The sequence below is a fragment of the Kitasatospora sp. NPDC052868 genome, from assembly GCF_044547105.1.
GTDB lineage: Bacteria > Actinomycetota > Actinomycetes > Streptomycetales > Streptomycetaceae > Kitasatospora.
In genome coordinates this window covers 63,501-90,110 of record NZ_JBITZW010000020.1, presented here as the reverse complement: position 1 = coordinate 90,110, position 26,610 = coordinate 63,501, and the positions used below count along the sequence as shown (strand labels likewise).

At 74.8% G+C, this 26,610-nt stretch carries 16 protein-coding genes; 9 read left to right on the top strand and 7 right to left on the bottom strand.

Translation table 11 applies throughout. The annotated features are described in order from the left end of the window. Positions 1 to 8: 8 nt before the first annotated feature. Together ACIGZJ_RS27795 and ACIGZJ_RS27790 are read right to left on the bottom strand one after the other, a co-directional pair. Positions 9 to 1,685, bottom strand: coding sequence for a SpoIIE family protein phosphatase (locus tag ACIGZJ_RS27795; protein WP_396459792.1), 1,677 nt, complete (start codon positions 1,683 to 1,685; stop codon positions 9 to 11). A gap of 249 nt (positions 1,686 to 1,934) precedes the next feature. After that, entirely contained in the window at positions 1,935 to 2,408 is a 474-nt protein-coding gene (locus tag ACIGZJ_RS27790; protein WP_396459791.1) for a MarR family winged helix-turn-helix transcriptional regulator, read from the bottom strand. Between the two features lie 89 nt (positions 2,409 to 2,497). On the opposite strand from ACIGZJ_RS27790, the gene ACIGZJ_RS27785 reads away from it, so the two are divergent. Both ACIGZJ_RS27785 and ACIGZJ_RS27780 read left to right on the top strand, forming a co-directional pair. Beyond that, a complete protein-coding gene (locus tag ACIGZJ_RS27785) occupies positions 2,498 to 3,343 on the top strand; it encodes an SDR family oxidoreductase (protein WP_396459790.1) in 846 nt (281 codons plus the stop codon). 134 nt (positions 3,344 to 3,477) lie between these two features. Then, complete coding sequence (locus tag ACIGZJ_RS27780) at positions 3,478 to 4,704, top strand: ROK family transcriptional regulator (protein WP_396459789.1); 1,227 nt, start codon at positions 3,478 to 3,480, stop codon at positions 4,702 to 4,704. A 101-nt stretch (positions 4,705 to 4,805) separates the two neighbouring features. On the opposite strand, the gene ACIGZJ_RS27775 is transcribed toward ACIGZJ_RS27780, so the two are convergent. Beyond that, positions 4,806 to 6,146, bottom strand: a complete 1,341-nt coding sequence (locus ACIGZJ_RS27775; RefSeq protein ID WP_396459788.1) for a lamin tail domain-containing protein — start codon at positions 6,144 to 6,146, stop codon at positions 4,806 to 4,808. Between the two features lie 377 nt (positions 6,147 to 6,523). On the opposite strand from ACIGZJ_RS27775, the gene ACIGZJ_RS27770 reads away from it, so the two are divergent. After that, positions 6,524 to 9,649, top strand: a complete 3,126-nt coding sequence (locus ACIGZJ_RS27770; RefSeq protein WP_396459787.1) for an AAA family ATPase — start codon at positions 6,524 to 6,526, stop codon at positions 9,647 to 9,649. Between the two features lie 120 nt (positions 9,650 to 9,769). On the opposite strand, the gene ACIGZJ_RS27765 is transcribed toward ACIGZJ_RS27770, so the two are convergent. Then, entirely contained in the window at positions 9,770 to 11,158 is a 1,389-nt protein-coding gene (locus ACIGZJ_RS27765) for an APC family permease (RefSeq protein ID WP_396459850.1), read from the bottom strand. A 428-nt stretch (positions 11,159 to 11,586) separates the two neighbouring features. On the opposite strand from ACIGZJ_RS27765, the gene ACIGZJ_RS27760 reads away from it, so the two are divergent. Genes ACIGZJ_RS27760 through ACIGZJ_RS27750 form a run of 3 tightly spaced genes read left to right on the top strand, consistent with a single transcriptional unit; the run spans position 11,587 to position 16,006 of the window. Then, positions 11,587 to 12,612 carry a chitinase gene (locus ACIGZJ_RS27760; RefSeq protein ID WP_396459786.1) on the top strand — a complete coding sequence of 342 codons (1,026 nt, stop codon included), beginning with the start codon at positions 11,587 to 11,589 and terminating at the stop codon, positions 12,610 to 12,612. 11 nt (positions 12,613 to 12,623) lie between these two features. After that, a complete protein-coding gene (locus ACIGZJ_RS27755; protein ID WP_396459785.1) occupies positions 12,624 to 13,913 on the top strand; it encodes a glycosyl hydrolase family 8 in 1,290 nt (429 codons plus the stop codon). Beyond that, a complete protein-coding gene (locus tag ACIGZJ_RS27750; RefSeq protein ID WP_396459784.1) occupies positions 13,913 to 16,006 on the top strand; it encodes a PQQ-dependent sugar dehydrogenase in 2,094 nt (697 codons plus the stop codon). Before ACIGZJ_RS27755 ends, ACIGZJ_RS27750 begins: the two co-directional genes overlap by 1 nt. A 152-nt stretch (positions 16,007 to 16,158) precedes the next feature. On the opposite strand, the gene ACIGZJ_RS27745 is transcribed toward ACIGZJ_RS27750, so the two are convergent. Continuing rightward, positions 16,159 to 17,676 (bottom strand): MFS transporter, encoded by a 1,518-nt coding sequence (locus ACIGZJ_RS27745; RefSeq protein WP_396459783.1) that lies wholly within the window; start codon positions 17,674 to 17,676, stop codon positions 16,159 to 16,161. A 318-nt stretch (positions 17,677 to 17,994) separates the two neighbouring features. Between ACIGZJ_RS27745 and ACIGZJ_RS27740 the strand changes: the two genes are divergently transcribed. Both ACIGZJ_RS27740 and ACIGZJ_RS27735 read left to right on the top strand, forming a co-directional pair. After that, entirely contained in the window at positions 17,995 to 18,561 is a 567-nt protein-coding gene (locus tag ACIGZJ_RS27740; protein ID WP_396459782.1) for a hypothetical protein, read from the top strand. Positions 18,562 to 18,702: 141 nt separating this feature from the next. Then, positions 18,703 to 22,290 carry a HEAT repeat domain-containing protein gene (locus ACIGZJ_RS27735; protein WP_396459781.1) on the top strand — a complete coding sequence of 1,196 codons (3,588 nt, stop codon included), beginning with the start codon at positions 18,703 to 18,705 and terminating at the stop codon, positions 22,288 to 22,290. Positions 22,291 to 22,431: 141 nt separating this feature from the next. On the opposite strand, the gene speB is transcribed toward ACIGZJ_RS27735, so the two are convergent. Both speB and ACIGZJ_RS27725 read right to left on the bottom strand, forming a co-directional pair. Beyond that, positions 22,432 to 23,403, bottom strand: coding sequence for an agmatinase (speB, locus tag ACIGZJ_RS27730; protein WP_396459780.1), 972 nt, complete (start codon positions 23,401 to 23,403; stop codon positions 22,432 to 22,434). A 37-nt stretch (positions 23,404 to 23,440) separates the two neighbouring features. Beyond that, positions 23,441 to 24,958, bottom strand: coding sequence for a sodium:solute symporter (locus tag ACIGZJ_RS27725; protein ID WP_396459779.1), 1,518 nt, complete (start codon positions 24,956 to 24,958; stop codon positions 23,441 to 23,443). A gap of 282 nt (positions 24,959 to 25,240) precedes the next feature. Between ACIGZJ_RS27725 and ACIGZJ_RS27720 the strand changes: the two genes are divergently transcribed. Continuing rightward, positions 25,241 to 26,488 (top strand): PucR family transcriptional regulator, encoded by a 1,248-nt coding sequence (locus tag ACIGZJ_RS27720; protein WP_396459778.1) that lies wholly within the window; start codon positions 25,241 to 25,243, stop codon positions 26,486 to 26,488. The last annotated feature ends 122 nt before the right edge of the window (positions 26,489 to 26,610 follow it).

Genomic DNA, 26,610 nt, shown 5'->3' with positions numbered 1-26,610 from the left:
CGCTCCCGCTACCGGGCCCTCGGCCGGGCCGCCAGCAGGGCGATGTCGTCCTCGGCGGTGTGCGCGGACGGCCCGCCCGGCGCCAGGGCGTGCAGCACGGCGTCGAGCAGCTCGTCCAACTCGCCCCCGGCGGGCAGCCGCAGGGCGGCGAGCCGGTCCAGCGAGACGTCGATGTCCTCGTCCCGCCGCTCCACCAGTCCGTCGGTGTACAGCAGCAGGGTCTGCCCGGGCAGCAGCTCCCTGGTCACCTGCTCGTAGCCGCCGAACCCGGTGCCGAGCGGCGGGCCGGTGGGGATGCGCAGCAGCTCGGTGGACCGGTCGGGGGCGATCAGCGCCGGCGGCAGGTGGCCGGCGCTGGACAGCGTCCAGCGGCCGCGGCCCGGGTCGGCCAGGGCGAGCAGGCAGGTCGCCGGGCGGGCCGACTCGTTGGCCGAGATCACGGTGTCCAGCTGACGCAGGATCCGGTGCGGGGGTAGGTCCATGCCCGCGACGTCGCGCAGCGTGGACCGGTAGGTGCTCATGTCGACGGCCGCCTCGACGCCGTGCCCCATCACGTCGCCCATCACCAGCAGGGTCCGGCCGAACGGCAGCCGCACCGTCTCGTACCAGTCGCCGCCGACCACCGAGGTGGTGCCGGACGGGAGGTAGCGGGAGGCCAGCTCCAGGTTCTGGTGCGGGTTGCCGGGCTCGCTGAGCAGGGCCCGCTGGAGTTCCAGGGCGATGCCCTGGGAGCGGGTGTAGCGGCGGGCGTTGTCGATGCCGGTCGCGGCGCGGGCGGCCAGGTCGCCGATCAGTACGGCCTCGTCCGACGTGAAGGGCGGCGAGGAGGCGAGCCGGGCCAGGGTCAGCAGCCCGATCACCTGGCCCCGGGAGGCGAGCGGTACCACCAGCAGCGAGGCGACCCCGGCCGCCCGGTAGGCGGCGAGGCTGGCCGGGTCGGGGGCCGCGGCGGCCAGGTCCTCGTCCGGGAGGCCGAGGGCGAGCACGGCGGCGCCGGCGGCCAGGCTGCGGGCGGCGGCCGAGCCCTCCCGGTAGCGGACCGTCTCGCCGGGGCGGGCGAGCGGGCCGATGGCCGCGTGCAGGCCGTCGGCGCAGTCGACGGCCGTCCGGCCGAGCCGCAGTGCCGAGGTGCGGCCGGAGCGGACAGTGGCGTCGGGCGGCAGCACGTCGACGGTCACCAGGTCGGCCAGGCCGGGGACGGCGAAGGCGGCGAGCTCGGCGCAGGTGGTGCCGACGTCCAGGGTGGTGCCGATCCGCTCGGCGGCCGCGTCGAGCAGGGCCAGCCGGGCGCGGGCCCGCTCCAGTTCGTGCAGCCGCCGCCGGTCCGGGTCGGGGTCGTCCAGTACGGCGACGACCACGCCCACCACCTGCCCGGCGCGTTCCAGCGGCCGGTAGCGCACCCGCAGGCCGGGTGGCACCGGGGCGGCGGGGCCGTCGGACACGCCGCTGATCCGCTCCCTGGTCCGCCCGTCGGCGAGCACCCGGCGCAGCGTGTCGGCGGCGCCGGCGAACGGGGTTTCCTCGACCGGGCGGCCGAGCAGGTCGGCCCGGCGCAGGGCGGTCGCGGTGGCGAACGCCGCGTTGAGGTACTGCCAGCGCAAGTGCTCGTCCAGCAGGGCCACCCCGACCGGGGCGGTCGCGAGCACCTCGCGGAGCAGGTCGAGACTGTCACTCTCCGTGGCCATCGCCGTGCGTGCCGCAGCCAGGGGGCCGCCGCCGGGTCCTGGACCCGCCGGTGCGGCGCTCTCTCCTCCGTTGCCGTGCCGGAAGCGCATATGCCCATGATCACGCGCCCGGCGGGGGCGCGCCCACCCCTCGGCGAAAGCTTGACCGGGCGGTAGCGGTCTTGTAACCCGGCGCGTACGTGGCGCGTACTCGGTGTGTACCCGCTCGGTACCGGCCCCGCGTGCGCACCGCAAACGGGCGGGCTGGGCTCAGCCCTTCGGCGCCTCGGCCGGCGGCTGCTTTAGCTTGGCCCAGATGCCCTCCAGAGCCGCGATGTCCTGGTCGTCCAGCCGGTCGTCGAAGGCCTCGGCGAGGGCCGCGCGGCGGGTGGCGTCGGCGGCGGCGAAGGCCTCCCGCCCGGCCGGGGTGAGGGTGATCCGCACCGAGCGGGCGTCGGTGGGGGAGGGTGCGCGCTCGACCAGGCCGCGCGCCTGCAGGGAGTCGGCGACCCGGGAGACCTGGCTGCGGCTGAGCAGGGTCTTCGCGCCGAGGTCGGAGGCGGCGACCGGCCCGTCCTGGGCGTGCAGCCAGAGCATCACCTCGAACCAGGAGAGGGGCAGGTCGTGCGCCCTGGCCAGGGCCTGGTCCACCCGGGCGCTGAGGGTCGCCCCGGCCCAGACCAGGCCGTAGAAGGCGTGGTCGCGGGCGGTGAGGTCGCCGAGAGTGAGGTCGTTGCGCGCCATGCCCGGCACTCTACCTGTTTGCGTGTGCGCACACAGGTCCCTATGGTGTGTGTGCACGCACACAAAGCCGAGCCCTCGGGAGCGCCCGCATGACCACCACCCGCACCGTCCTGATCACCGGCACCTCCACCGGCATCGGCCTGGCCGCCGCCGTCGCCGCCGCCCGGGCCGGCCACCACGTCGTCGCCACCATGCGCGACACCGGCCGCTCCGGGGCCCTCACCGCGGCCGCCGCCGCGGCCGGCGTCGCCGACCGGATCGAGGTCGCCCGGCTGGACGTCACCGACCCGGCCTCCGTCGCCGCCTGCCTGGACGAGGTCGTCGGTCGGCACGGACGGCTCGACGCGGTGGTCAACAACGCCGGCGCCGGCCACGTCGGCACCATCGAGCAGGACGGCCTCGACCCCGTCCGGGCCACCATGGAGGTCAACTTCTTCGGCGTCGTCGAGGTCACCCGGGCCGCACTGCCGCACCTGCGCGCCACCGGCGGCCGGGTCATCACCGTCACCAGCGTCGGCGGCGTGATCGGCCAGCCCTTCAACGAGGCCTACTGTGCCGCCAAGTTCGCCGTCGAGGGCTTCATGGAGTCGCTGGCCCCGGTCGCCGCGACCGTCGGCGTCCACGTGACCGTGGTCGAACCGGGCGCCGTGGCCAGCGAGTTCGTCGCCAGCCAGGGCATCGACCTGCCCGCCCTGCTGACCGCCGCCGGCCCCTACGCCCCCGCGCTGCAGGCGTACGCCGAGCGCACCCGGGCCGCCTTCGACCAGGCCCAGACCCCCGAGCAGGCCGCCGAGGCGATCATCGACGCGCTGACCGCCGAGCAGCCGCCGTTCCGGGTCCAGACCTCCGACCGGGCCCGCGCCTTCGTCGGCGCCAAACTCGCCGACCTGGACGGCTCCGCCGTGCAGCACCTCACCGGCTCCTGGCTGGGCTGAGCCCGGCCGAGCCCGGCCTCCGGGAATTTCGGCCGATGAGCGGGTTGACGACCGGTCATACTTGGGCGTGCCTGAGCCCAGGCCGCAGGCGCCGACGAGGGCGCCTCGCCACGCGCCCGCGACCGGAGGACCCGATGACCCGCCACCTGCCGACCACTGTTCCGCCGGGCGGGGCGCCGGCGCAGCCGTGGAACCGGCAGCGGCTGCGCAGCAACAACGAGTGGCTGCTGCTCGAACTGCTGCGCACCGGCGGCCCCTCCTCCCGCGCCCAGCTGGCCCGGGACACCGGCCTCTCCAAGCCCACCGTCTCCACCGCCCTGGCCGCGCTGGAGCAGGCCGGACTGGCCCGCGAGGCCGGCCGGTTCGTCCCCGAGCGCGGCCGCACGGCGGTGCTGTACGAGCCCGACCCGACCGCCGGCCACGTCCTCGGCGTGGACATCGGCCGGGCCCGGCTGCGCGTCGCGGTGGCGGACCTGGCCGGGCGGATCGTGGCCCGCCGGGACGTGCCCAACAGGGGCCGCTCGGCGAACGCCGTCGCCGACGCCGTGGTGGCGGCCGCCCGCGAGACCACCGCCGAGGCCGGGCTGGCGGCCGCCGAGATCGTCCACGCGGTGATCGGCACACCGGGCGTCTGGGACGAACGGCGGCGCGGCGTCCGCTACGCCACCAGCCTGCCCGGCTGGGGCAGGCGCGGACTCTTCGACCGGATCGCGGAGGGGCTGGAGACCGCCGTCACCGTCGGCAACGACGCCAACCTCGCCGCCCTCGGCGAGTTCACCCTCGGCGCCGGCCGCGGCAGCCGGATGTTCGCCTACCTGCTGATCGGCACCGGCGTCGGCGTCGGCGTGCTCAAGGACGGCGAGCTGCTCTCCGGCGCCCACGGCGCGGCCGGCGAGGTCGGACTCGTCCCGCTGCCCGTCCGCCCGGACGGCGAACCGGGCGGGACGATCGAGCAGGCGGCCGCGGCCGACGCGGTGGTCCGCACCGCGCTCGGCCTCGGTATGCGCGGCCCGCTGACGGCCAAGCAGGTCTTCGACGCGGCCCGGGCCGGCGACCCGCTCGCCGCCGAGGCCGTGCAGCGGGAGGCCGAACAGCTCGCCTACGCCGTCGCTGTGCTGTCCGCGATGCTCGACCCGGATCTCGTGGTGCTCGGCGGCGGGATCGGCAACAGCGCCGACCTGCTCCTGGAGCCGCTGGAGCGGGCTTTGCACGGCCTCACCCCGCTGCGCCCCAAGCTCGCCCCCAGCGGGCTGGGCGAGGAGGCCGTCCTGCTCGGCGCCGTCGCGACCGCCCTGGAGACCGCCCGCCCCGAGGTCTTCGAACGCCGCTCGGCCCTGGTGGACCTCGGCGCCCCGCTCTGAGCGGTCGGACCGGAGTGCGCCTCGCTCGCGGGCCGGTCGGACCGGAGTGCGCCGCGGCCCGGCCGTGACGGTCGGACGGGGCCGTGGCGCACTCCGGTGGCTCAGCAGGCGATGCTGCCCTTGCGCAGGGCGTGCCCGCTCGTGTTGCCGTCGTCCGCCCAGTAGACGGGCTTCGAACCGGCGGTGCACTCCCCGGCGCCCGCGAGGGCGAAGCCCTCGTTGTTCAGGTTGGCCATGCCGCTCGGGCGGTTGAACACCGCGGTGGTGGTGAAGACCCCGCCCGCACCGACCTGCATCGTCCGGTGCTGGCCGCTGCACGTGTCGTCGCAGACGACCCAGAGCCGGGAGGCCTGCGGCTCCCACTGCAGCTCCATGACCCCGGCCATGCCGCTGGCGACGGTGGCCACCCGGGTGAACGCCCCGGAGTCCTGGAGGACGAAGCCGTAGACCGTGCCGCCCTCGACGGCCACGAAGAACACCCCGCCCGTGTGCGCGCCGTACCCGGCCGGGTTGTAGACCGCGCCGGTCGACGCGTCCTTGAAGCCGGCGCCGGTCAGGTAGCCGTCGGGGATCCAGGTGATGCCCTCGAGGCCGAGGTTGGACCCCACCGCCGGCAGCGCGGAGGTCAGGTTCCACTCCTTCGCGGCCGTCAGCGACGACCCCGTGCCGCTCACGTCGTAGCGCAGGACGGACAGCCGGCTGGTGCCGGACGCGTCGCCGTTGCGCTCGCTGGAGACGAACACGCCGCCCGCGGAGCCCGCGCCGGTGAGCGTGACGCCCTCGCTGTCAGGACTGCCGGCGCCGCCCGGGAAGCGCAGCGTCCTGCCGGAGGTCCAGCCGTTCGCGGTGTCCGGCTTCCACCCGCCGGAGCCGTTCGGCACGAGCCGCCACAGCTTCCCGGAGTTCTGCGCGCCCCACAGCACACCGCCCTCCTGGTAGAGGCCGCTGAGGTCCGAGCCGAACACGTTGGAGGCGTCGGCGGTCGCCACGGACCCGCTGCCGGGCCAGGCCACCGGGGAGGTGCCGCCGCCGGTGCCGCAGGCGTTCGCCGCACCGAGGGTGAGCGCGGCCTTGGCGAGCGCGCCGGTGCCGTCGGGGCAGCGGGACCACGACGGGGCCGAGTGCTCGCTCCAGCTGACGCTGTCGACCAGGGTGCTGCCGTTCGGCAGGTACAGCCGCGCCTTGTCCGCGGAGCCCAGGCCGAACTTGCCGTGCACGTCGAAGGCCCGGAACGCGCCGGGGGCCAGCGTCGTCCCCGCGGCGATCGCGTACTTGGAGCCGTTGTCGTCGTCCTTGAGGATCCAGCCCGAGACGTCGACCGTCGCGGTGCCCTTGTTGTAGAGCTCGATGGAGTCCTCGACGTCCCCGGTGGTCACCACCTCGTTGATCCGGATGTCGTCGGCCGCCGCCGCATGGGCCGGTGAGGCGCCGAGCGCTCCCATCGGGCCGGCGACGGCGACAAGAAGGAACGCTAGGTTTCGGCGCCACCGCGGTGCGCGCGATTCGGTCACGATGTCCGTCCCGGGGATCGTTCTGACAGGGCGCCACCACCGTCCCGGCACCGGCCCAACGGGGCCCCGCGGCCGGGCGAGCGCCGTGTGAACGCCTGGCGAACCGCCGGGCGAGCGGGTGGGCGAACCGTCGGACGGGCCGGTGGCCGAAGGCCGCCTCCGAAGGACACAGGATATGCCCAAAACCCTTACAGGAAAGTGGATATGAGGTAGCGTCATGGACTCCCCGTGGAACGCGTCAGGGGAGCGGGGCCGACCGCGACGGGGCAGCGGGCGGGCGGCCGAGGGGCGGACTTTCAAGGGGCTGGATGGACACGGTGGACTGGTCGTGGGTCGGCCGGGAACGCGAAGGCGTGCTGTGCCACGGGCGGACGGACGGCAGGCCGTACGCAGTCCGCCTCCCGGCGGTGATCGGGTCGCAGGCCCCGGATCACAGCACCGGCACCGACGCCGACCTGATAGGCCGCGACGCCGAGCTGGCCGCGCTGCGCACCGCGCTCACCGGCGGCGAGCCGTACGCCGTCGTCACCGGCCCGCCGGGCGTCGGCAAGAGCGCACTGGCCCGCCGACTCGGCCGCGCCCTGCAGGCCGACGGGCACTTCCCCGGCGGCCTGCTCGCGGTGGAGTTCCACGGATCCGACCACACCCGCCGCATGCGCCCCGGGCGCGCCCTCGACACCGCACTGCGGGCCGTGGGCCTGCCGCCCGAGCACCTCCCGTCCGAGCCGGCCGACCGCGCCGCGACGCTGCGCCGCATCCTGGCCGGGTACGCGGCCCAGGGCCGCCGGGTGCTGCTGCTCCTGGACGACCCGGCCGCCGACGACGACCTGGTCCCGCTGCTGCCCGACCCCGGCACCGCCGGCGTCCTGGTCACCGCCCGGCACACCCCCCGCGGGGTGCCGGGCGCCGTCCACGGACTGGGCCCGCTCGCCACCGCGGCCGCGACCGACCTGATGCGCCGGGAGCTGGCCGCCCGCGGCGCCCGGGTGCCGGCCGACTCCAGCCACGGACTCGACCTGCGCCGCCTGGCGAAGGCCTGCGGCGGGCTGCCGCCCGCGCTGCTGGTGACGGCCGCCGCCATGGCCCGAACCGGCCGGACGGCCGCCGAGACCGTTCAGGAACTCGACCGGCTCCGGGCGGGCCTGCCCCGCCTCGACGGGCCCGCACAGACCCTGGCGGCCGTCCACCGCCTCGCCCTCGGCCCGCTGGGGGCCGGACCGACCCGCCTGCTGCGGCTGCTCTCCCTCGTCCAGGGCGCCGACTTCTCCACCGACACCGCCCGCCACCTGGCCGGCCCCGCCGCCGCCGGCTCCACCGCCGCCGGCTCGGTTGAGGCAGACCTCGCGGAGCTGCACGCGTCCGGGCTGGTCGAACGGGCCTCGACCCCCGGCCGGTGGCGGCCCGTGCTGCACGCCGACGACGACCTGCCGCTGAACGTCCCGGCCAGCCCGGGCGCCGACCCGGACGCCGGACCGCGGCCGGCCGAGGAGGCCAGGGACGCCCTGGACCGGCTGGTCCGCGGCCGCACCGAGCAGGTCCGGGCCGCCTGCCGGGTGCTCAGCCCGCTGCGGCACGGCCGCGCCGCCGCCCCGCAGGCCTTCGCCGACCGTGCCGCCGCGCTCACCTGGCTCGACGCGGAGCACGCCATGTCGGCGGGCCTGCTGCGCCGGGCGGCGTCCACCGGCGGGCCCGCGGCCGTGGCCGGGCTCGCGCAGGCCCTCGACCCCTACCTGGAGCACGGGCGCCGCCACGACGAACTCGCCGACACCGCCGCCCTCACCCGCGCGCTGGCCGAGGAAGTCGGCGACGCCGGCGGGCAGTTGACCGCCCAGGTGCGCCTCGGTCGGCTGCACTGCCTGGCGGGGCGCCACGAAGAGGCCCTGACGGTGCTGCGCGCAGCGGCCGAGGGGGCCCGGCGTATCCGCCACTGGGAGGCCGCGGCGCTGGCGCTGGCCGCGCTGGCCGAGGCCTGGCGTGCGGTCGGCCGGTGGGACGAGGCGGCCCGGGAGGGCCGCCGCGCGGCCGCGATTGCGGCCCGCACCAGCGGCGACCCGGAGGCCGAGTACCGGGGGAGCCTGCACGCCGGGATCGCGCTCGCCGAGAAGGGCCGGGGAAAGGCCGCCACGAAGGACCTCAGCCGGGCGGTCAGGGTGGCCGAGGCGGCCGGCGACCACGCCGCCTCCGGCGTGGCCCACGTCCAGCTCGGCCTGGCCGGCCTGGATCTGATGGGCGAACCGTCGGCCGCGGGTGCGGTGTTCGCACTCGCCGCCCACGCCTTCGACGAGGCGGGGGAGCAGTGGCGCCACCACGTCGCGCTGGGCCTGGTCGGCCGGGCGAGCGGCGAGGGCGGCCTGCGGTTCCTGGCCGAGGCGGCCGGGAAGCTGCTCGACCTGGGGGACGAACACGCCGCCCACCTCGTGCTGGAGGAGGCGGGCGACGTCCTGTACGTCCTCGACGCGTACGAGCAGGCCGCCGACCTCCACCGGGCGGTCGCCGACTTCCGCGCCCGCACCGGGGATCCGGCCGGGCGGGCCCGCGCACTCATCGCCCTGGCCTCCTGCGTCGGACACCTGAAGCGCCGTGAGGCGGCCGTCGAGGCGGCGACCGAGGCCGTCGCCCTGGCCCGCGAGGCCGGGCAGCGGGCCGTCCTCGCCGCCGCGCTGAGCGGCCTCGGCCGGTCCCTGCACGACGCGGGGCGGCCGCTCGCGGCCGTCGACCCGCTGCACGAGGCGGCGGCCCTCGCCGTCGAGGAGAACGACCCGCTGGCCGAAGTGTGGGCGCTGGCCCTGCTCGGCGCCGTACTCAACGCCTCCGGCCACCCCGCCGAGGCCGCGGCCGCCTTCAAGCGGTCACGGGCGGCGGTGCGGCGCTGCTCGGAGCCCGTCCCCCGGGCCGCCGTCCACCCGGCCCGGGCGGAGCGGCCCGCGCTGCCGGCGGTCACGGTGGTGGCGGCCACGGTTGCCGCCGACGCCCTCCCGCCGGGCGCCGCCGCCCGGGGGCCCGGGTCCGGCGCCCCGGAATCAAGCGGCGTGGCGGGCCAGAAGGGCGCACACCACCGGGCCGCGTCCACCGCCTACGCCGAGGCGGGCGTGCTGCTGGCCGCCGCCGCCGTGGCGGCCCTGCGGTTCGGCGGGCCGTGGGGCGCCGCGGCGGCCGCGGTCGCCGCAGTGAGCGCGGTGCTCGCCCTGGTGGCCGGCGTCTCCTTCCGCAGCGCCGCCGGCGCCGACGTGGCGAGCCCGGCCCAGCTGCTCCTCCAGATCGGCTGGACGCTCATCGCCCTCCCGGTGACGACACTGCACGCGGTGTCGGCGATGCGCGGCGAACTCCATGCCACCGGGGCCGTCCCGAGCTGCGTCAGCCTCGCCGGCTACCTGCTGCTCGCCGTCCTGGTCCGCCGCGCCGGACGCCGCGGTTCGGAGGCCCTGGGCGTTTAGGCCCCGTCCGGTCGGTCTTGGCGGGCGCGCGGCCAAGACCGACCGGCCAGGGCCTGGGTCCTGTCGTCGGACTCCCTCCCGCGGTGCGGCGTTGGGGCCCGGCTCTCCGAGGTGTCGGCGTCAGACCGGTGCCGTCTGCGCCTCCAGGTACTCCTCCCGGACTTCGCGCGGGCCGAACGGCCAGGTCCGTTCCGCCCGGGCCCAGAGCAGGAACGCGCCGCAGCCGGTCGCGACCCAGACGAGCGACCACTCGACGGGGTGGAAGCCGGGGGCGTTGCGGTCCGCGTAGCCGTAGACGACCAGCCAGCCGACGGCCGCGAGGATGCCCGGCGCCGGGTACAGCCACATCCGGTACGGACGTGCCAGCCCCGGCTGCCGGCGCCGCAGGACGGTGACGGCGACGATCTGGGCGAGGGCCTGGACGATCACCATCACGGTGGTCAGCAGGTTGATCAGGACGGTCAGCGGCGGGTGGGCGGCGCTGCTGCCGAGGTGGCGGCCGAGCAGGAAGCCGGCGGCGGTCGTCGCGCCCATCGCGAGCAGTCCGAGCACCGGGAAGCCGTGCTTCGGGTGCAGTCGGCCGAAGGCGCGGAAGAACACCCCGTCGCGGGCCGCGTCGTAGGGCACCCGGGAGCCGCCGAGCAGGCCGGCCAGCACGGACGCGAAGGCGGTGATCAGGATGAGCACGGTGACGACGTCGGCGGCGCCCTTGCCCCAGGTGCCTTCCAGGACGGCCGAGGCGACCGACTTCGAGGCCGTCGAGTCGGGGTCGAGCATCGCGTGCCAGTCCATCGCGCCCAGCACGCCGATCTGCAGCAGCAGGTAGATGGCCATGATGCCGGTGATGGACAGCACGATGGCGCGCGGCAGCACCCGCCCGGGCCGGCGGACCTCGGCGCCGAGGTAGGCGGCGGTGTTGTAGCCGAGGTAGTCGTAGATGCCGATGGTCAGGCCAGCCGCGAAGCCGATCCAGAACTGACCGTGCGTCAGCTCGATGGCGTGCGCGGGCCAGTCGAAGGCGCGGCTCGGGCTGAAGTGCGTGTAGCAGGCGAGGATCACGGCCAGCACGGAGACGATCATCACCGCCCACATCGCGGTGGTGAGCCTGGCGATGCTCTCGACCCGGCGCCAGAGCAGCAGCACCGCCAGGGCGCACAGCGCCAGCCCGACCAGGTCGCCCTGGCCGTTCGTCATGCCGGGCCAGAGGTAGCCGAGGTACTGGACGAAACCGACCACGCCGGTGGACATGATCAGCGGGATGAAGAGCATCGCCGTCCAGACGAAGAGGAACGGCATCAGCCGCCCGCTCCGGTACTGGAAGGCCTCGCGGAGGTAGACGTAGGTGCCGCCGGAGCCGGGGAGTGAGGCACCGAGTTCGGCCCAGACCAGGCCGTCGGCCAGGGCGAGGACGGCGCCGGCGATCCAGCCGATCACCGCCTGCGGGCCGCCGAAGGCCGCGACCATCAGCGGGATGGTGACGAACGGTCCGATGCCGCACATCTGGCTCATGTTGAGGGCGGTGGCCTGGAAGAGGCCGATCCTTCGGGTAAGACCTGGGGACACCGGGGCCTCCGGGCGTGGGGGAGTGGAGTGCCGTGCGGGTTGCGGAGGTTCAAGTTAGGGAGCATTACTTAGTTCGTCAAGGCATCGGCCGGGCGTGCGCTCCGGGGTGGTGCGCTGGCGCGAGGCGGCGCGCGCCGGGCGGCGTGATCTCCCGTCAGGTGATCTGCGGTGAAGCGGACTTCCCGGGGTTGCGGGCGCCGACCATTGGGAAACTTTCCTAACGAAAGCCATTGACCGTGCGGCCCGGTGCCCCGATTCTGTAGGCGCCTGCTGTGGTCGCCGCCGTCCGTCGCGGGTCCTCGCCCGCCCTCCCCTCCCGTCCTCCCTCCCGGGCCTGCCGCCGCCGAGCGGCGGGTCGACGAAAGTGAGTTGGCATGCACACAACCATAGGGGTCCGCCTCACGGCCCCGCTGCTGGCCGCCGCCCTCGGGCCGGCCGCCCTGCTGCTCGCCCCCGTGGGCACCGCCTCGGCCGCCGCCCCCGCAGCCGTCCCGGCCGCCCCCGCCGCCGCCGTCCCCGGGATGGCCGCCGCGCCGTACGAGTACCTCGGCTGGGGCAGCCCGCAGAAGCCCGTCGACGTCATGAAGGCCACCGGCGTCAGGTGGTTCACCCTGGCGTTCATCCTGTCCGACGGCGGCTGCAACCCGAAGTGGGACGGCAGCCGGGCCCTGGCCGGCGGCTCCGACGAGGCCGCGATCAAGTCCATCCGGGCGGCCGGCGGCGACGTCATGGTCTCGGTCGGCGGCTGGAGCGGCAACAAGCTCGGCGAGAAGTGTTCCAGCGCGAGCGCGCTGGCCGGCGCCTACCAGAAGGTGATCGACGCCTACAAGCTCAAGGCGCTGGACATCGACATCGAGGACACCGAGTTCTCGAACGCGACGGTCCGTCAGCGGGTGGTCGACGCCCTGAAGATCGTCAAGACCAGGAACCCCGGCATCGTCACCTACGTCACCATGGGCACCACCCCGAGCGGCCCGGACGCCACCGGCAAGGACCTGATCAAGCGGGGCGCGGCGGCCGGCCTGGCCAACGACGGCTGGGTGATCATGCCCTTCGACTTCGGCGGCCACAGCGGCACCATGGGCCAGGCCACGGTCAGCGCCCTGAACGGGCTGAAGGCCGCGGTCAAGAGCGCCTACGGCTACAGCGACGACGCCGCGTACCGGCACATCGGGGTCTCCTCGATGAACGGGAAGACCGACGAGGCCGGCGAGACCGTCACCACCGCCGACTTCCGCACCATCCTCGGCTACGCGCAGCAGCACCACCTGGCCCGCTTCGCGTTCTGGTCGGTCAACCGGGACCGCGCCTGCGGCTCCGGGACGGACGCCGACGCCTGCAGCGGCGTCGCGCAGTCCCCGTACGAGTTCACCAAGATCGTCGTCCAGTACCAGGGCTGAGGAGCACACCGATGTCGAACCCGATCCCGAACCCGACCGCCACGCGACCCGGCCGCACCGCCGCCGCCGTCCTCGCGGGCGCCGCCCTGACGGCCGGACTGCTCGCCGCCCCCGCCGCGTCCGCCGCCGCCTCGCCGCAGGCCGCCGCCGGGCCCGCCGTGCCCTTCGGCAGCCACCGCTACCCCTACGCCGCCGGGATCCTCAAGCCCACCGGCGCCCAGGCCGACCTCGACCAGAAGGTCGTCACCGTCTACAACGCCTGGAAGGCCGCGTTCGTCAAGCAGAACTGCGGCAACGGCTGGTACCAGGTGATCTCGCCGGACGCCGACCACCCGTACGTGGCCGAGGCCCAGGGGTACGGCATGGTCGTCACCGCCACCATGGCCGGCGCCGACCCCAACGCGAAGACCGTCTTCGACGGCCTGGTGAAGTACGTGCTGGCGCACAAGTCGGTCAACAACGCCGACCTGCTGGCGGCCGAGCAGGACTCCTCCTGCAAGTCCGTCAACGGCTCCGACTCCGCCACCGACGGGGACCTCGACGTCGCCTACGGGCTGCTGCTCGCCGACCGACAGTGGGGCAGCACGGGCACGTACAACTACAAGGACCTGGCCGTGAAGCACATCAAGGCGATCAAGGCGAGCGAGATCAACCCGAGCACGCACCTGACGCTGCTCGGCGACTGGTCGACCAAGGGCGACTCGACGTACTACATCACCCGCTCCTCGGACTGGATGATCGACCACTTCCGCGCCTTCCGGACCGCCACCGGCGACGCCGGGTGGGACACCATCCGCAGCGCGCACCAGAACCTGATCACCAAGCAGCAGAGCGGCTACGCCCCGAACACCGGGCTGCTCGCCGACTTCGTGGTCAACACCAACGGCACGGCCAGGCCGGCCCCCGGCGAGGTCCTGGAGAGCCCCAACGACGGGGACTACTCCTGGAACGCCTGCCGCGACCCCTGGCGGATCGGCGCGGACGCCGTGACCAGCGGCGACGCCGCCTCGCTCGCCTCGGCCCGGAAGATCAACACCTGGATCAAGGGCAAGGCGGCCGGCAACCCGGCGAGCATCGTCACCGGCTACAAGCTCAACGGCACGGTCTTCGACAGCGGGCACGACATGGCGTTCACCGCGCCGTTCGCGGTCACCGCGATGACCGACCCGGGCTCGCAGGCCTGGCTGGACGCGCTCTGGGGCAAGCTGGCCGGCACCGCCGTGGACCCGAAGCTGTACTACGGGAGCAGCGTGCAGCTCCAGTCGATGATCGTGGCCTCCGGCAACCACTGGGTGCCGTAATGGCGGCCGGAGCACGACCGCGCCGCGCGCGGACGGCCGCCGTCAGGGCCGGCGGTGCGGTACTCGCCGCCGCGGGCCTGGTCCTCGGGGCGGTGGCGGCGCCCCCGGCGACCGCCGCGACCGGGGCCGCGCCGAGCGCGGCGAGCACCGACTACCAGGCCGAGGACGCCGCGCTCACGCAGGCGAAGAAGGCCGTCAACCACAGCGGCTACACCGGTACCGGTTTCGTCGACTACACCAACACCACCGGCTCCGCCGTCGAGTTCACGGTGAGCGCCACGGCGGCCGGCTCCGCCGCGCTGGCCTTCCGGTACGCCAACGCCGGTACCGCGAACCGCCCGATGGACATCGCGGTCAACGGGAAGGCCGTCGCCGCCGGTGTCACCTTCCCGCCCACCGCCGACTGGGACACCTGGGCGGAGAAGACCGTCACCGTCGCCCTCGCGGCCGGCGCCAACCGGATCCGGGCGACCGCCACCACCGCCGACGGCGGTCCCAACCTCGACCGCCTCCGGGTGGGCGCGGCGGCCGACACCGCCCCGCCGAGCCGCCCCGGCCCGCCGAGCTGCTCCGCCGTCGGGCCGAACGGCCTCACGCTCGGCTGGGGAGCCGCCACCGACAACGTCGGCGTCACCGCCTACGACCTGTACGAGCACGGCAACAAGCTCGCCGAGGCGCCGGGCACCGCGACGTCCTGGCAGCTCACCGGGCTGACCCCGGCCACCACCTACAACCTCACCGTGATCGCCCGGGACGCCGCCGGCAACGCCTCGCCGGCCAGCGTCGCGGTCGACTGCACCACCTCGGCGAGCACCGACCCGCCGCCGAGCCCGCCGGGCACCCCGACCGTCTCGGCGGTCACGGCCACCGGCGCCACCCTGACCTGGGGCGCCGCGACGGACGACAAGGGCGTGGTGGCGTACGAGATCCGCAGCGGGTCCGCCGTGGTGAAGACCGTCACCGGTACCCCGCCGGCCACCACGGCGGCGGTCACCGGGCTCGCCTGCGACGCGCCGTTCACCCTGTCCGTGGTCGCCCGGGACACCGCGGGCAACGACTCGGCGCCGTCCGGCACGGTCTCCTTCACCACCGGCACCTGCCCGGCCGACGGCGGCGTCCCGGGCTCCCCGACCGCCTTCTCCACCGGGTGGACGGTTCCCTGGGGCATCGCCTGGCTGCCGGACGGCGCGAGCGCGCTGGTGACCGAGCGGGACAGCTTCAAGGTCTTCCGGCTCACCACGGGCGGCACCAGGACGGCGGTCGGCAGCGTGCCCAACGCCGTCACCACCGACGGCGAGGGCGGCCTGCTCGGCATCGCCGTCGACCCCAACTGGTCGTCCAACCACTACGTGTACCTCATGCACACCGCCGCCGAGGGCAACCGGATCGTGCGGATGACGTACGACGGCAGCACCCTGGGCGGCTACAAGGTCCTGCTCCAGGGCATCAAGAAGAACCGCTACCACAACGGCGGACGCCTGGCGTTCGGCCCCGACGGGTACCTGTACGCGTCGACCGGCGACGCCCAGACGGGCTCGCTGGCCCAGGACCGGAACTCCCTCAACGGGAAGATCCTCCGGCTGGCCACGGACGGCAGGCCGGCCCCCGGCAACCCGTTCGGCAACTACACCTACAGTTACGGCCACCGCAACCCGCAGGGCCTGGCCTTCGACCGCAACGGACGGCTCTGGGAGGCGGAGTTCGGCGACTCCAAGCGGGACGAGCTCAACCTCGTCAAGCCCGGCTCCAACTACGGCTGGCCGACCTGCGAGGGGCCCTGCACGGTGGCGGGGATGACCAACCCCAAGGCCAGCTGGCCGGTCGACGAGGCCTCGCCGAGCGGCATCGCGATCGTCCGCAACGTGGTCTACATGGCCGCGCTGCGCGGTGAGCGGATGTGGCGCATCCCGATCGACGGGAACACCGAGAACGTCGGCACGCCGACCGCCTACTACGTCGGCGCGTACGGCAGGCTGCGGACGGTGTCCAAGGTGCCCGGGGCCGACCGGCTCTGGCTCACCACCACCAACGCCGACAACAAGGGCGGGGAGGCGGACGGCGCCGACCGGATCTTCTCGGTGTCGATCGGCTAGACCCTGGCGGGCGGAGGCGGCCGGCCCGGCCCGGCCACCGTCCACCGCGCACCGTCACGGCCCGGGTCCGGAGGCGCCATCCTCCGGGCCCGGGCCGTCCGCGCTCCGGCCGCCCCGAGCGCTCGACCCGCCCACGTCCCCGACCGCCCGAACTACGCGCTCTCGCGGTCGATCTCGTCCTCCCGGACGAGCCAGAGCGCGAGCGCCGCGCCGACCAGGCTGACCAGCCCGCCGAGCAGCAGCACGGTGTTGAGCCCGTCGAGGAAGCCCGCGCGGGCGGCGTCCGCGGCGGCCTGCCGGGCCGGCTCCGGTAGGGCGGCGAGGAGGTCCGGGAGACTGCCGGAGGAGGCGGCCTCGATCACCTCGCGCGGGTGGGCGCCCTCCCCGGTCGGCGTACCCGCCGCCAGCTCGCGGACCTTGTCGGCGCCCCGGCCGACGAACACGGCGCCCCAGACGGCGATCCCCACCGCGATGCCGACCTGCCGGAAGGTGTCGTTGATCCCGGCCGCCATCCCGCTGTTCTCCTTCGGCACCACGCTGACGGCCACGTCCGCGATCACCGGGTTGATCAGGCCGACGCCCGCCCCGCCGACCAGGAAGCCGGCCAGCAGGCCCGTCCAGTCGTCCTCGGGCTGGATGTCGCCCATCAGCAGCAGGCCCGCACCGACCGCCAGGAGACCGACGAAGAGCAGCAGCCGGGCCGGCACCCGGGAGAGCAGCAGGCCGGAGACGGGGGCCACGAGGAAACTGAGCATGGTGATCGGCAGATAGCGCACGCCCGCCGCGAACGGCGAGAGCCCGAGGTAGTTCTGCAGGTACAGCGTCAGGTAGAGGAACAGCGCGAACAGCGAGCTGGACACCGCGAACGCGGCCAGCTGCACACCGGTGAAGGCGTGCCGGCGGAACAATCCGAGCGGCAGCATCGGTTCGGGGACGCGGAGTTCGACCGCCACGAACGCGGCCAGCACCACGGCCGCCCCGGCGAACAGCGAGACGATCAGCGTGCTGCCCCAGCCCTCGGCGTTGCCGCGCACCAGCGCCAGGACGAGCAGGAAGAGGCCGCTGCTGAAGGTGGCCACCCCGGCCCAGTCGATCCGGGTGGCGTTCGGGTCGCGGCTCTCGGCCAGCTTCAGGAAGGTGACGACCAAGGCGGCCGCGCCGATCGGGATGTTGAGGTAGAAGATCCACTCCCAGCCGAGCGAGTCGGTGAGCGCCCCGCCGACCAGCGGGCCGACCGCGACCGCCACCCCGATGGTCGCCCCGTACAGGCCCATCGCCGTGCCGCGCTCGCGGCCGGGCGGGAACTCCTGCGCGACCAGGGCCAGGGACACCGCGAACATCACGGCGCCGCCGACGCCCTGCACCGCGCGGGACACGTTGAGGAAGGTCGGGTTCGGCGCCAGCGCGCAGAGCAGCGAGGCGGCGGAGAAGACCACCAGGCCCGCGGCGAAGGACCGGCGGCGGCCGAGCCGGTCGGCGAGCGAACCGGCCGTCAGGACCAGTGCGGCCAGCGACAGCGCGTAGGCGTCGAACACCCACTGGAGGTCGGTGAAGCTCGCGCCGAGGTCCTTGCGGATCGACGGCAGCGCGACGTTGACCACCGTGATGTCCAGCAGCAGCATGAACGTCGCGACCGAGACGGCGATGAGGGTCCACCACTTGCGTTGCACGGCAGCCGATCTCCTTGGCCCGCCGACCGGGGCTCGGTCGGGACGGCACCGACCGTACGGCCCGAAACGGAGCAAACCAGGACAAGCGCGGCCGGGTGGGCGTATTTAGGCCCTGTCCGGCGGAGATGGCCACGCTGGAGCACCCGCGGCCTGGTCGTTCCCGGTCGCCATGCCGGGCGGCCTCCTGGCGTTCCGTATCTGTGAGATCACGATCTGCCAACAGGTGTGGGATCCGTGCGCACCCCGTGTTGCCGGGCTGGTTGAATGACGAACCTCTTTTCACATGGAACGGAGCGTTCTCCACCTATGCCTTCCCGCATGCCCGCGCGGCCGCGCACCGGTCACCGCGGCCTGGCCGCCGTCGCCGGCCTCGTCTTCACCGTCGGCCTCGCCCTGACCGGGTGTGACCCGGCGGCCGGTGACGGCGCCGCAGCTCCCGTCGTCGCCTCCACCCCCGCGGCCCCGGCACCGGTCTCCGCCGCACCGACCGTCCCGTCGCCGCCCGCGACCACCGCCGCTCCCGAGCCGGTCGCGCCGGCCCCGGTCGCCCCGCCGCCCGCGGCCGCCCCCGAGGCCCCGCAGCCGCCCGCCCCCCAGCCGCCGGCGCCCCCCGCCGCGGCCCCGAAGCCGCCGGCGACCACCAAGGCCCCCCAGCCCAAGGCCACCACCGCGAAGCCGGCCGCGGACCCGGAGCCCGAGCCCGCTCCCGCACCGAAGGAGACCGCCGCCCCCGCCGGGGACTGCGAACTCCACTCCGCCGCCGGCAACTGCTACAAGGCCGGCCAGTTCTGCCGCAACGACGACCTCGGCAAGAGCACCCACGAGGCCGGCGGCCGGGTGATCTACTGCCGCATGGTCAGCGGCAAGCCGCACTGGCAGGCCTGATCCTGCCGACGAGGGGTGTCCGGGGGTGCTCCCCGGGCACCCCCCTGCGTTACGCCGGCGCGAGGTGTCCGGCCGGTGCCCTACCGTGATGACCCATCGGGAGGGGCCGCCGAGGCGGCGCGGGAAGGGCGGGGACACGCGGTGGGGACGGGCGAGCAGCACACGGGCGTCGAGGCGTCGGGGGACGGATCGGTGGCCCTCGGCGGCAGCGCCGCCACGGTGGTGACCGGCAACGGCAACCTGTTCATCGGGACGGCCTACCTCGGCACGGACCTTGAGCGACCCCGGGAGCCGGACGACGCGGCCGCCGTCGACGCCTACCGCCAGCGGGTCCGCGAGTCCTACGCACGCCTCGACCTCGAAGTGCTCACCCCGCTCTCGGAACAGGGCGAGCACCCCGTCGTGGAACTCCGCGAGGTCTTCGTCGCCCCGCGCGTCCGCGCCGACCCGCCCCCCGTCGAACTGCCCCGCGAACTCCTCCAGCGCCTCCTCGCCACCGGCGAGGTCCTCGCCGACCGCGACCTCCCGCCCGGCATCACCCCCGAGACCGTCCAGCGACTGCGCGACACCTACCGCCGGCGCCCCGCCGAGGCCGTCCTCGACGTCCTGGCCGGCCCCCGCGGCGCCCGCGCAGTCTTCCTCGGGGACCCGGGCGCCGGAAAGTCCACCCTCGCCCGCTACCTCGCCCTGACCCTCACCCGGCCCGGCTGCGCCACCGGCCCCCTCGCCGCACTCGCCGGCCACCTCCCGCTCGTCGTCGAACTGCGCCAGTACGCCGAGGCCCAGTGGCGCGAGCGCACCTTCGAGGACTTCCTCGACCACCTGCACGCCACCAAGGGCATGTCCGTCCCCGCCCCCGTCCTGCGGCACCTGCTGCGCACCGGAGCGGCGGTCGTCGTCTTCGACGGCCTGGACGAGCTCTTCGACCCGAGGATCCGCACCGAGGCCGCCGAGCGGATAGCCGCCTTCGCGGCCCGCTGGGACCAGGCCCGCGTCGTCGTGACCTCGCGGGTCATCGGCTACCAGCGCGGCGTGCTGGACGGCGCCGGGTTCGCCCACTTCATGCTGGAGGACCTCGACGAGGAGCAGATCCACGCCTTCGCCTCCTCCTGGTACCGGGTCGCCTGCCCGGGCGACGCCGACCAGGCCGGGCAGCTGGTCCGGAGGGTCACCGACGCCGTCGCCGCCTCCCGGCCGGTCCGCGAACTCGCCGGGAACCCCCTGCTGTTGACGATCCTGGCGATCATCGGCCGCCGCCAGACGCTGCCCCGGGACCGGCAGGGGGTGTACGAGCACGCGGTGAAGGTCCTGGTGGCGCACTGGGACCGGGACACCAAGCACCTCAAGGCCGAGCTGCCGCCGGCGGTCGACGAGGCCCTGGAGATGCTGGAGCCCAAGGAGCGCCTCGAACTGCTGCGCCTGCTCGCCCGGCGGATGCAGGACGGCCACGGCGGCATCGCGGGCAACCACATCCACGCCGACGAGCTGGAGGAGGTCGTCCGCGACTACCTGCTGCAGTTCGGCCACGCGGAGAAGGACGCCCGGATGGCCGCCCGCGCGATGCGCGAGCAGCTCAGGACGCGCAACTTCATCCTCGCGCGGTACGGCGGCGAGGTGTACGGGTTCGTCCACCGGGCCTTCCTGGAGTACCTGGCGGCGGCGGACATCGCGCACCGGTACAAGGAGGAGCGGGAGTGGACGCCGGAGGAGCTGATCGAGGAGGTCGTCGCGGGCCGGGTCGGCGACCCGGCGTGGCACGAGGTCCTGCTGCTGCTCGTGGGCCAGTTGAGCGAGAAGGACGCGGCCCGGGTGATCGACCGGCTGCTCGCCATCGACGCGGCCGAGACGCGGGGCTCGGAGGTCCTCGTCCTGGCGATCCGCGCCCTGGCGGAGGTCCGCAAGATCGGCCTGTTGAGTGCTGAGAGCGATGCGGTGGTGGATGCCGTGACCACGCACATGATGTTCCGGCCGATGAGCTCCCTGACGGACGCCCTGCCGGCCCTCGCGGGCTTCGGCAGCGCCTGGAGCGGGCGCAGGAGGTACCTCCGCTGGTTCCATCTGATCGGACAGTTCCACGCCGACCAGGATGTGGTGGAGGTCGCCTGCGCGATGTACGGGTCTCCGGAGCCGGTGTACGCACTTGCGGTGCAGCACGACGACTGTGATGTGCGGTGTCTGGCCCTGGGCGCTCTGGGCCAGCAGTTCCCCGAGAGCCACGACGTCCTCCGGATGCTTTCGGAGCGTGCGGTCGACGATCCGGAAGCCGAGCCCCGCTCGGTCGCTCTCCGGCTCCTGGGCGGTGCACGATGGCGGAAGCGGGACGGTGTCCTGGAGCTGCTGCTGGACCGCGCGGTGAACGATCCCGACTCCGACGTGCGCATCACCGCCCTGGAGGCGCTGAGCGGGTGGTCGGAGCAGGAGGAGGTATTCCAGGTTTTCCTGGAGCGTGCGGTCGAGGACCCCTCCCCGTGGCCGCGGGCCGCCGCACTGGAGGCTCTGCAGGCCTGCAACTGGCGGGATCGGGAGGATGTCGTCGCCCTGGTGATGGAGCGAGCCGTCCACGACCCCGGTCGAGACGCCCGCACGGCGGCGCTCGGAGTGCTGGAGGCCTGGGGCGAGCGGGAGGAGTTCCTGCGCCTCCTCCTGGAGCGGGTGGTTCACGACCCTGATTTCCGTCCGCGTGTCCGTGCGCTCCGTGCCCTCCGCACCTGGCAGATGCGGGAGGACGTGCTGGCGTTCGCCATCGAGCGCGCCGTTCACGATCCCGAGCCGGGAGTGCGTGTCGCGGCTGTGGCCATCTGGGGGGAGCAGGAGGAGTTTCTGGTCACCCTGATGGATCGCGCGGTGCACGACCCCGACGCCGGTACGCGCATTCAGGCCGTGATCGCGCTGCGCCGGTGGGCGGACCGGGAGAGCGTGCTCGCCGTTCTGCTGGACCGCCTCGTCAACGACCCCGACGCCCAGGTGCGAAGTGCGGCCCTGAACCAGGTCGGCGCGGGCATGGCGCCGGAGGACGCTCTGCGCGTCATGGTGGATCGCGGCCTGCACGATCCCGACCCCTTCACCCGCGCAGGCGCCCTGAACCAGTTGCACTGCGAGTGGGCCCACCAGGAGGAGGTCCACCTCCTCCTGCTGGACCGGGCGGTCCGGGATCCGGATCCCGAACCGCGTTCCACCGTGCTGCGGAACCTCGGGCAGGACGTCGGGCCGGACCGGGACGACGTGCGCGCCCTGATCCTGGACCGCGCGGTCCATGATCCGCACCCGGGACCGCGTACCGAGGCGCTGCAGGTCCTGTCCTCGTGGGTGGACCGGGAGCAGCTGATTCGCGTGCTGACGGAGCGTGCGGTTCGCGATCCGGACTCCGGTCCGCGCGCCGCGGCCTTGGACGTTCTCGCCGAAGCCCGATGGGGGCGGCGGGAGGAGCTGGCCGACGTGCTTCTCGACCGGGCCCGCCACGACCCCTCGCCGCGGATCAGCCTGCCCTGCTTCCAGCTGTGGGTGCAGGTGGCCGCCGACGAGGGTGTGCCGGCGGTCCTTCCCTGGGTGGCCCCGGGCCCGGACACCGCGATCCGCGCCGACGCCGTGCGGATGCTCGCGTGGGAGTGGCCGGACGACCGGAGGGCGGTGGAGGCCATCCGCGCCCTGGCCGGGCAGGACGAGGACCCCGAGGTCCGCGCCGCCGCCTCCCACGCGCTGGTGGTGGTCGAGGCGCTGACGCGGGCCTGACCGCCCGGCCGTCGGCGGGAGCGGACCGGCGCAGCGCGTCGAACAGGCCGAGCGCGTGCCGGCCGGGCAGGCCGAAGACGTGGCGCGCGCCGAGGACGGCCAGGGACTCGACGACCAGGTCGCCGCCGCTGCGGGCCCGGCTCACCCCGTCGCCCTGCGGGTGTCCGCGATCTGACGGGCCATCAGAGTCGTCAGCTCGTACGCGGTGTGCGAGGCGGCGACGGCGGTGATCTCGGCGTGGTCGTACGCGGGGGCGACCTCGACGACGTCGGCGGAGACCAGCCGGCAGCCGGCCAGTGCGCGCAGGATCTCCAGCAGTTCGCGGGAGGTGAGACCGCCGGCCTCCGGGGTGCCGGTGCCGGGCGCGTGTGCGGGGTCGAGCACGTCGATGTCGACGGAGACGTACAGCGGCCGGTCGCCGATCCGCTCGCGCAGCTGCTGGGCGACCTCGTCGACGCCCCGGCGCATCACGTCGGCGGAGGTGACGATGCCGAAGCCCAGCCGCTCGTCCTCGGTGAGGTCCTGGCGGCCGTAGAGCGGGCCGCGGGTGCCGACGTGGGAGAGCGCCTCGGTGTCGAGGAGGCCCTCCTCGACGGCCCGGCGAAACGGTGTGCCGTGGGTGTACTCGGCGCCGAAGTAGGTGTCCCAGGTGTCGAGGTGGGCGTCGAAGTGCAGCAGGGCGACGGGGCCGTGCCGGCGGGCGACGGCGCGCAGCAGCGGCAGGGCGACGGTGTGGTCGCCGCCGAGGGTCATCAGCCGGGCGCCGGTGTCCAGCAGCTCCCCGGCGGCGGCCTCGACCGCCTCCACGGCCTGGTGGATGTCGAAGGGGTTGGCGGTGATGTCCCCCGCGTCGGCGACCTGGGCGAGGTCGAACGGGGAGGCGTCCTGGGCGGGGTTGTAGGGGCGCAGCAGCCGACTGGCCTCGCGGATGGCGTTGCCGCCGAAGCGGGCGCCGGGACGGTAGGAGACGCCGCTGTCGAAGGGGACGCCGACCACGGCGACGTCGGCCCGGGGGACCTGGTCGATCCGGGGCAGCCGGGCGAAGGTGGCGGGCCCGGCGTACCGCGGGATGCGGGAGGAGTCGGTTGGTCCGACGGGGGTGGGGCTGGTCATCAGGGCTCCTGGGGAGGCGGTCAGTCGGCGTGGGCGCTCAGAGCGCGGCGGTCGCGGGCTCGGGGCTGGCCGGCGCCTCGGTGCGCCCGGCGAGCCGGCCGCGCCACCGCTCCAGCACCCCGGCGTCGGTGGGCCGGGTGGCGAGGCTGACCACCAGGTAGGCGCCGAGGCTGACGGCGAGGCCGTAGTAGATCGGCTCGTTGGCCAGCACACCCCGGGTGGCCATCAGGGTGATCACGGTGACGCCGCCCGCGACCATCGAGGCGAGCGCCCCCTGCACGTTCCCGCGCCGCCAGACCAGCCCGCCGAGGATCGGCACCAGCAGGCCGCCGACCAGCAGGTTGTAGGCGACCGTCAGGGCCGAGATCACGTCGTCCAGCGCGCAGGCCACCCCGATCGACACCGCGCCGAGCAGCATGATCGCGATCCGGTTCGAGCGCACCTCGTCATGGTCGCTCCCCGCGGCGCCGCCGCCCGGGAGCGCCGCGCCGCCACCGCCGCCCGTGAGCGCCGCGCCGCCACCGCCGAGGCCGCGCAGCCGGGCCCAGATGTCGTTGTTGGCGACGGTCGCCGAGGCGATCAGCGCCCCGCTCGCGGTGGACATCATCGCGGACAGCGCCGCCGCCAGCACCAGCCCCCGGACGCCGGCCGGCAGCGCGCCCTTGACGATCGTCGCGAACGCGCCGTCCGCGCCGGCCAGCTGCGGGTAGAGCGCCTTGGTGGCCATCCCGATCAGGGCGCCGGCGAGCCCGTACACCAGGCAGTAGACGCCGGCCACCGTGCCGCCGTACGAGGCCACCCGGTCGGTGCGGGCGGTGAACACCCGCTGCCAGATGTCCTGGCCGATCAGCATGCCGAAGGTGTATATCAGCACATAGGTGAAGATGGTCTCGCCGCCGATCGAGCCGAACGAGAAGTACCCGGAGGGGAGTTCGGCCTTCAGCCGGGCGAGGCCGCCGGCCTTCGCCAGGGCGATCGGCAGCAGCAGGAACAGCACGCCGATGCTCTTCACCACGAACTGCACCATGTCGGTGAGCGTGATCGACCACATCCCGCCGAGCGCCGAGTAGCCGACCACGATCGTCCCGCCGATCACCACGGCGGCCCAGCGCGGCACGTCGAACAGGACGTCGAAGACGCTGGCGTAGGCGATCGTCGAGGTCACCGCGAGCATCAGCGTGTAGATCCACATCACCACGCCCGAGATGAGGCTCGCCGCGCCGCCGTAGCGCAGCGACAGCATCTCGGCGACGGTGTACACCCGCAGCCGGGCGATCCGGGCCGAGAAGAGGACGCTCAGCGCCAGCAGGCCGAGCCCGATCGCGAACACCATCCAGGCACCTGACAGCCCGTAGGTGTAGCCGAGCCGGACCCCGCCGATGGTGGAGGCGCCGCCCAGGACGACGGCGGCCATCGTGCCGGTGTACATCAGCGGACCGAGGCGGCGGCCGGCGACCAGGAAGTCGGCCTTGGAGGAGGCGCGTCTCCTGCCCCACCAGCCGACTCCGACGATGCCCAGCAGGTATCCGATCATCACCACGTAGTCGACGGTCACGGGTCCTCCGATCCGGCCCGGCCCGCGCTGTGGGAGCGGGTGCGGGCCAGGCGCTGTGGGTGGGGGTACCGGCCGGGGTCGGAGACGGCGGCCCCGGGGGCGGAACGAAACTAAACCGGGCCGCCGAGGGTGCAGAAGTGCTGCTTTCGTCCAATATCGTGAGGGCCGGTGTGCAAAACCATGCGTACAGGGCCAGGTGTGACGGATCGTGCGTGCAGGGCTGCCTGTGAAGGGCCGTGCGTGCAGAGCCGTAAGTGCAGAACCCCTCCCGGAGGACCGGACGTGCCGACCACCCCGAGCCATGCCCCCGCCCCCGGCACCCCCGCCGTGCCTCCGGCCGACCTGCTCGCCGACCGCGCCCTCGGCCTGCGGCAGATCTCCGAGGCGCAGTCCGCGCTCGCCTCCGCCGCCGCCCGCCCGGACGCGCTGCGCGCCGTGCTGCACCAGCTCGCCGTCCACCTCGGGGCGTGGACGGTCCTGCTCGACGCCCGGGGCGGCGAGCTCTTCAGCGCCGGACCGAGGCCCGCCGAGCCCGTCCTGGCCGAGCTGCGTGCCCTCGCCGCCCGCACCACCGGCCGCGCCCGCACCACCGGCGGGCGCACCCGGCCGCCCGGCGCGGCGGCCCAGCACCACGCCGGTGGACACCTCACCCTGCGCACCCTGCCCGGTTCGGACGGCGGCGGCGGGCCGCTCGCCCTGGCCACCGCGGCCACCGAGCCGCCGACCGCGGTCCACCGCTCGGTGGCCGGCGTCGCCGTCGTCCTGCTGTCGCTGCTCACCAGCCCCCGCCACGTGCTGGGCGCGGACGCCCGCAGCGCCGGAGCGCTGGTCCGGCTGCTGCTCGGCGCCGACCCGGCGGAGGTGGCCCCGACCCTGCTGCCCGACGACGCGCCGTCCGAGGGCCACTGGGTCGTGGTGCACGGCCGCCTCACCGGCACGGCCCGCCCCGGCGGCGACGCCGTGCAGCTCGCCGCCCTGGGCACCGCGCTGGGCACCCCGTACCTGGACGTGGACGGCGCCCGGCTTCGGGCGCTGATCCCGGGTCGGCCCCCGGTGGATCCGGCCGCCGACCCCGAACCGGCCGCCCGGCTCGGCTGGACCCTCGGCTACAGCGCGCCCGCCCCCGGCACGGCGCTGCGCACCGCCGACCTCCAGGCCGAACGAGCCCTGCGCCGGGCGCTGGCCACCGGCGAACCCGCCGTCCGGCACCGGGAGGCGGGCGAGCGGAGCGTACACGCCCTGGTCACCCCCGAGGACGCGGCGGACCTGGCCCGGGCCCGGTTCGCCCCGCTGGCCGCGGCCGGCGCGCCGGGCCCCGAGGTGCTGCTCGAGACGCTGCGCACCTGGCTCTCCCTGCACGGCAGTTGGGACCGGACGGCCGCCGCGCTCCAGCTCCACCGCAACACGGTGCGCCAGCGCATGGCCCGGGTGGGGGAGTTGCTGGGCGTGGACCTCCAGGACGCGGAGCTGCGGATGGAGTTGTGGTTCGCCCTGCGCTGGCTGCCGGCGGATCCGGACCGCGCGGGGTGAGCCGACCGGACGGCTCGGCGCGGGCGCGGGCGCGGACGTGGGCAGCCGGGGCCGACCGGTCCGCCGTCGGGCCGCCGTTGGTCCGCTGTCGGGTCGTCGGTGGGTCGCCCGTGGTCCGCCCG

Bases quoted from the DNA above. Each gene is read 5' to 3' on its own strand.
- ACIGZJ_RS27770 (WP_396459787.1), top strand. From the start codon at position 6,524: ATGGACACGGTGGACTGGTCGTGGGTCGGCCGGGAACGCGAAGGCGTG.
- ACIGZJ_RS27740 (WP_396459782.1), top strand. From the start codon at position 17,995: ATGCCCGCGCGGCCGCGCACCGGTCACCGCGGCCTGGCCGCCGTCGCC.
- ACIGZJ_RS27750 (WP_396459784.1), top strand. From the start codon at position 13,913: ATGGCGGCCGGAGCACGACCGCGCCGCGCGCGGACGGCCGCCGTCAGG.
- speB (WP_396459780.1), bottom strand. From the start codon at position 23,403: ATGACCAGCCCCACCCCCGTCGGACCAACCGACTCCTCCCGCATCCCG.
- ACIGZJ_RS27795 (WP_396459792.1), bottom strand. From the start codon at position 1,685: ATGGCCACGGAGAGTGACAGTCTCGACCTGCTCCGCGAGGTGCTCGCG.
- ACIGZJ_RS27780 (WP_396459789.1), top strand. From the start codon at position 3,478: ATGACCCGCCACCTGCCGACCACTGTTCCGCCGGGCGGGGCGCCGGCG.
- ACIGZJ_RS27765 (WP_396459850.1), bottom strand. From the start codon at position 11,158: ATGAGCCAGATGTGCGGCATCGGACCGTTCGTCACCATCCCGCTGATG.
- ACIGZJ_RS27760 (WP_396459786.1), top strand. From the start codon at position 11,587: ATGCACACAACCATAGGGGTCCGCCTCACGGCCCCGCTGCTGGCCGCC.
- ACIGZJ_RS27790 (WP_396459791.1), bottom strand. From the start codon at position 2,408: ATGGCGCGCAACGACCTCACTCTCGGCGACCTCACCGCCCGCGACCAC.
- ACIGZJ_RS27755 (WP_396459785.1), top strand. From the start codon at position 12,624: ATGTCGAACCCGATCCCGAACCCGACCGCCACGCGACCCGGCCGCACC.
- ACIGZJ_RS27775 (WP_396459788.1), bottom strand. From the start codon at position 6,146: ATGGGAGCGCTCGGCGCCTCACCGGCCCATGCGGCGGCGGCCGACGAC.
- ACIGZJ_RS27785 (WP_396459790.1), top strand. From the start codon at position 2,498: ATGACCACCACCCGCACCGTCCTGATCACCGGCACCTCCACCGGCATC.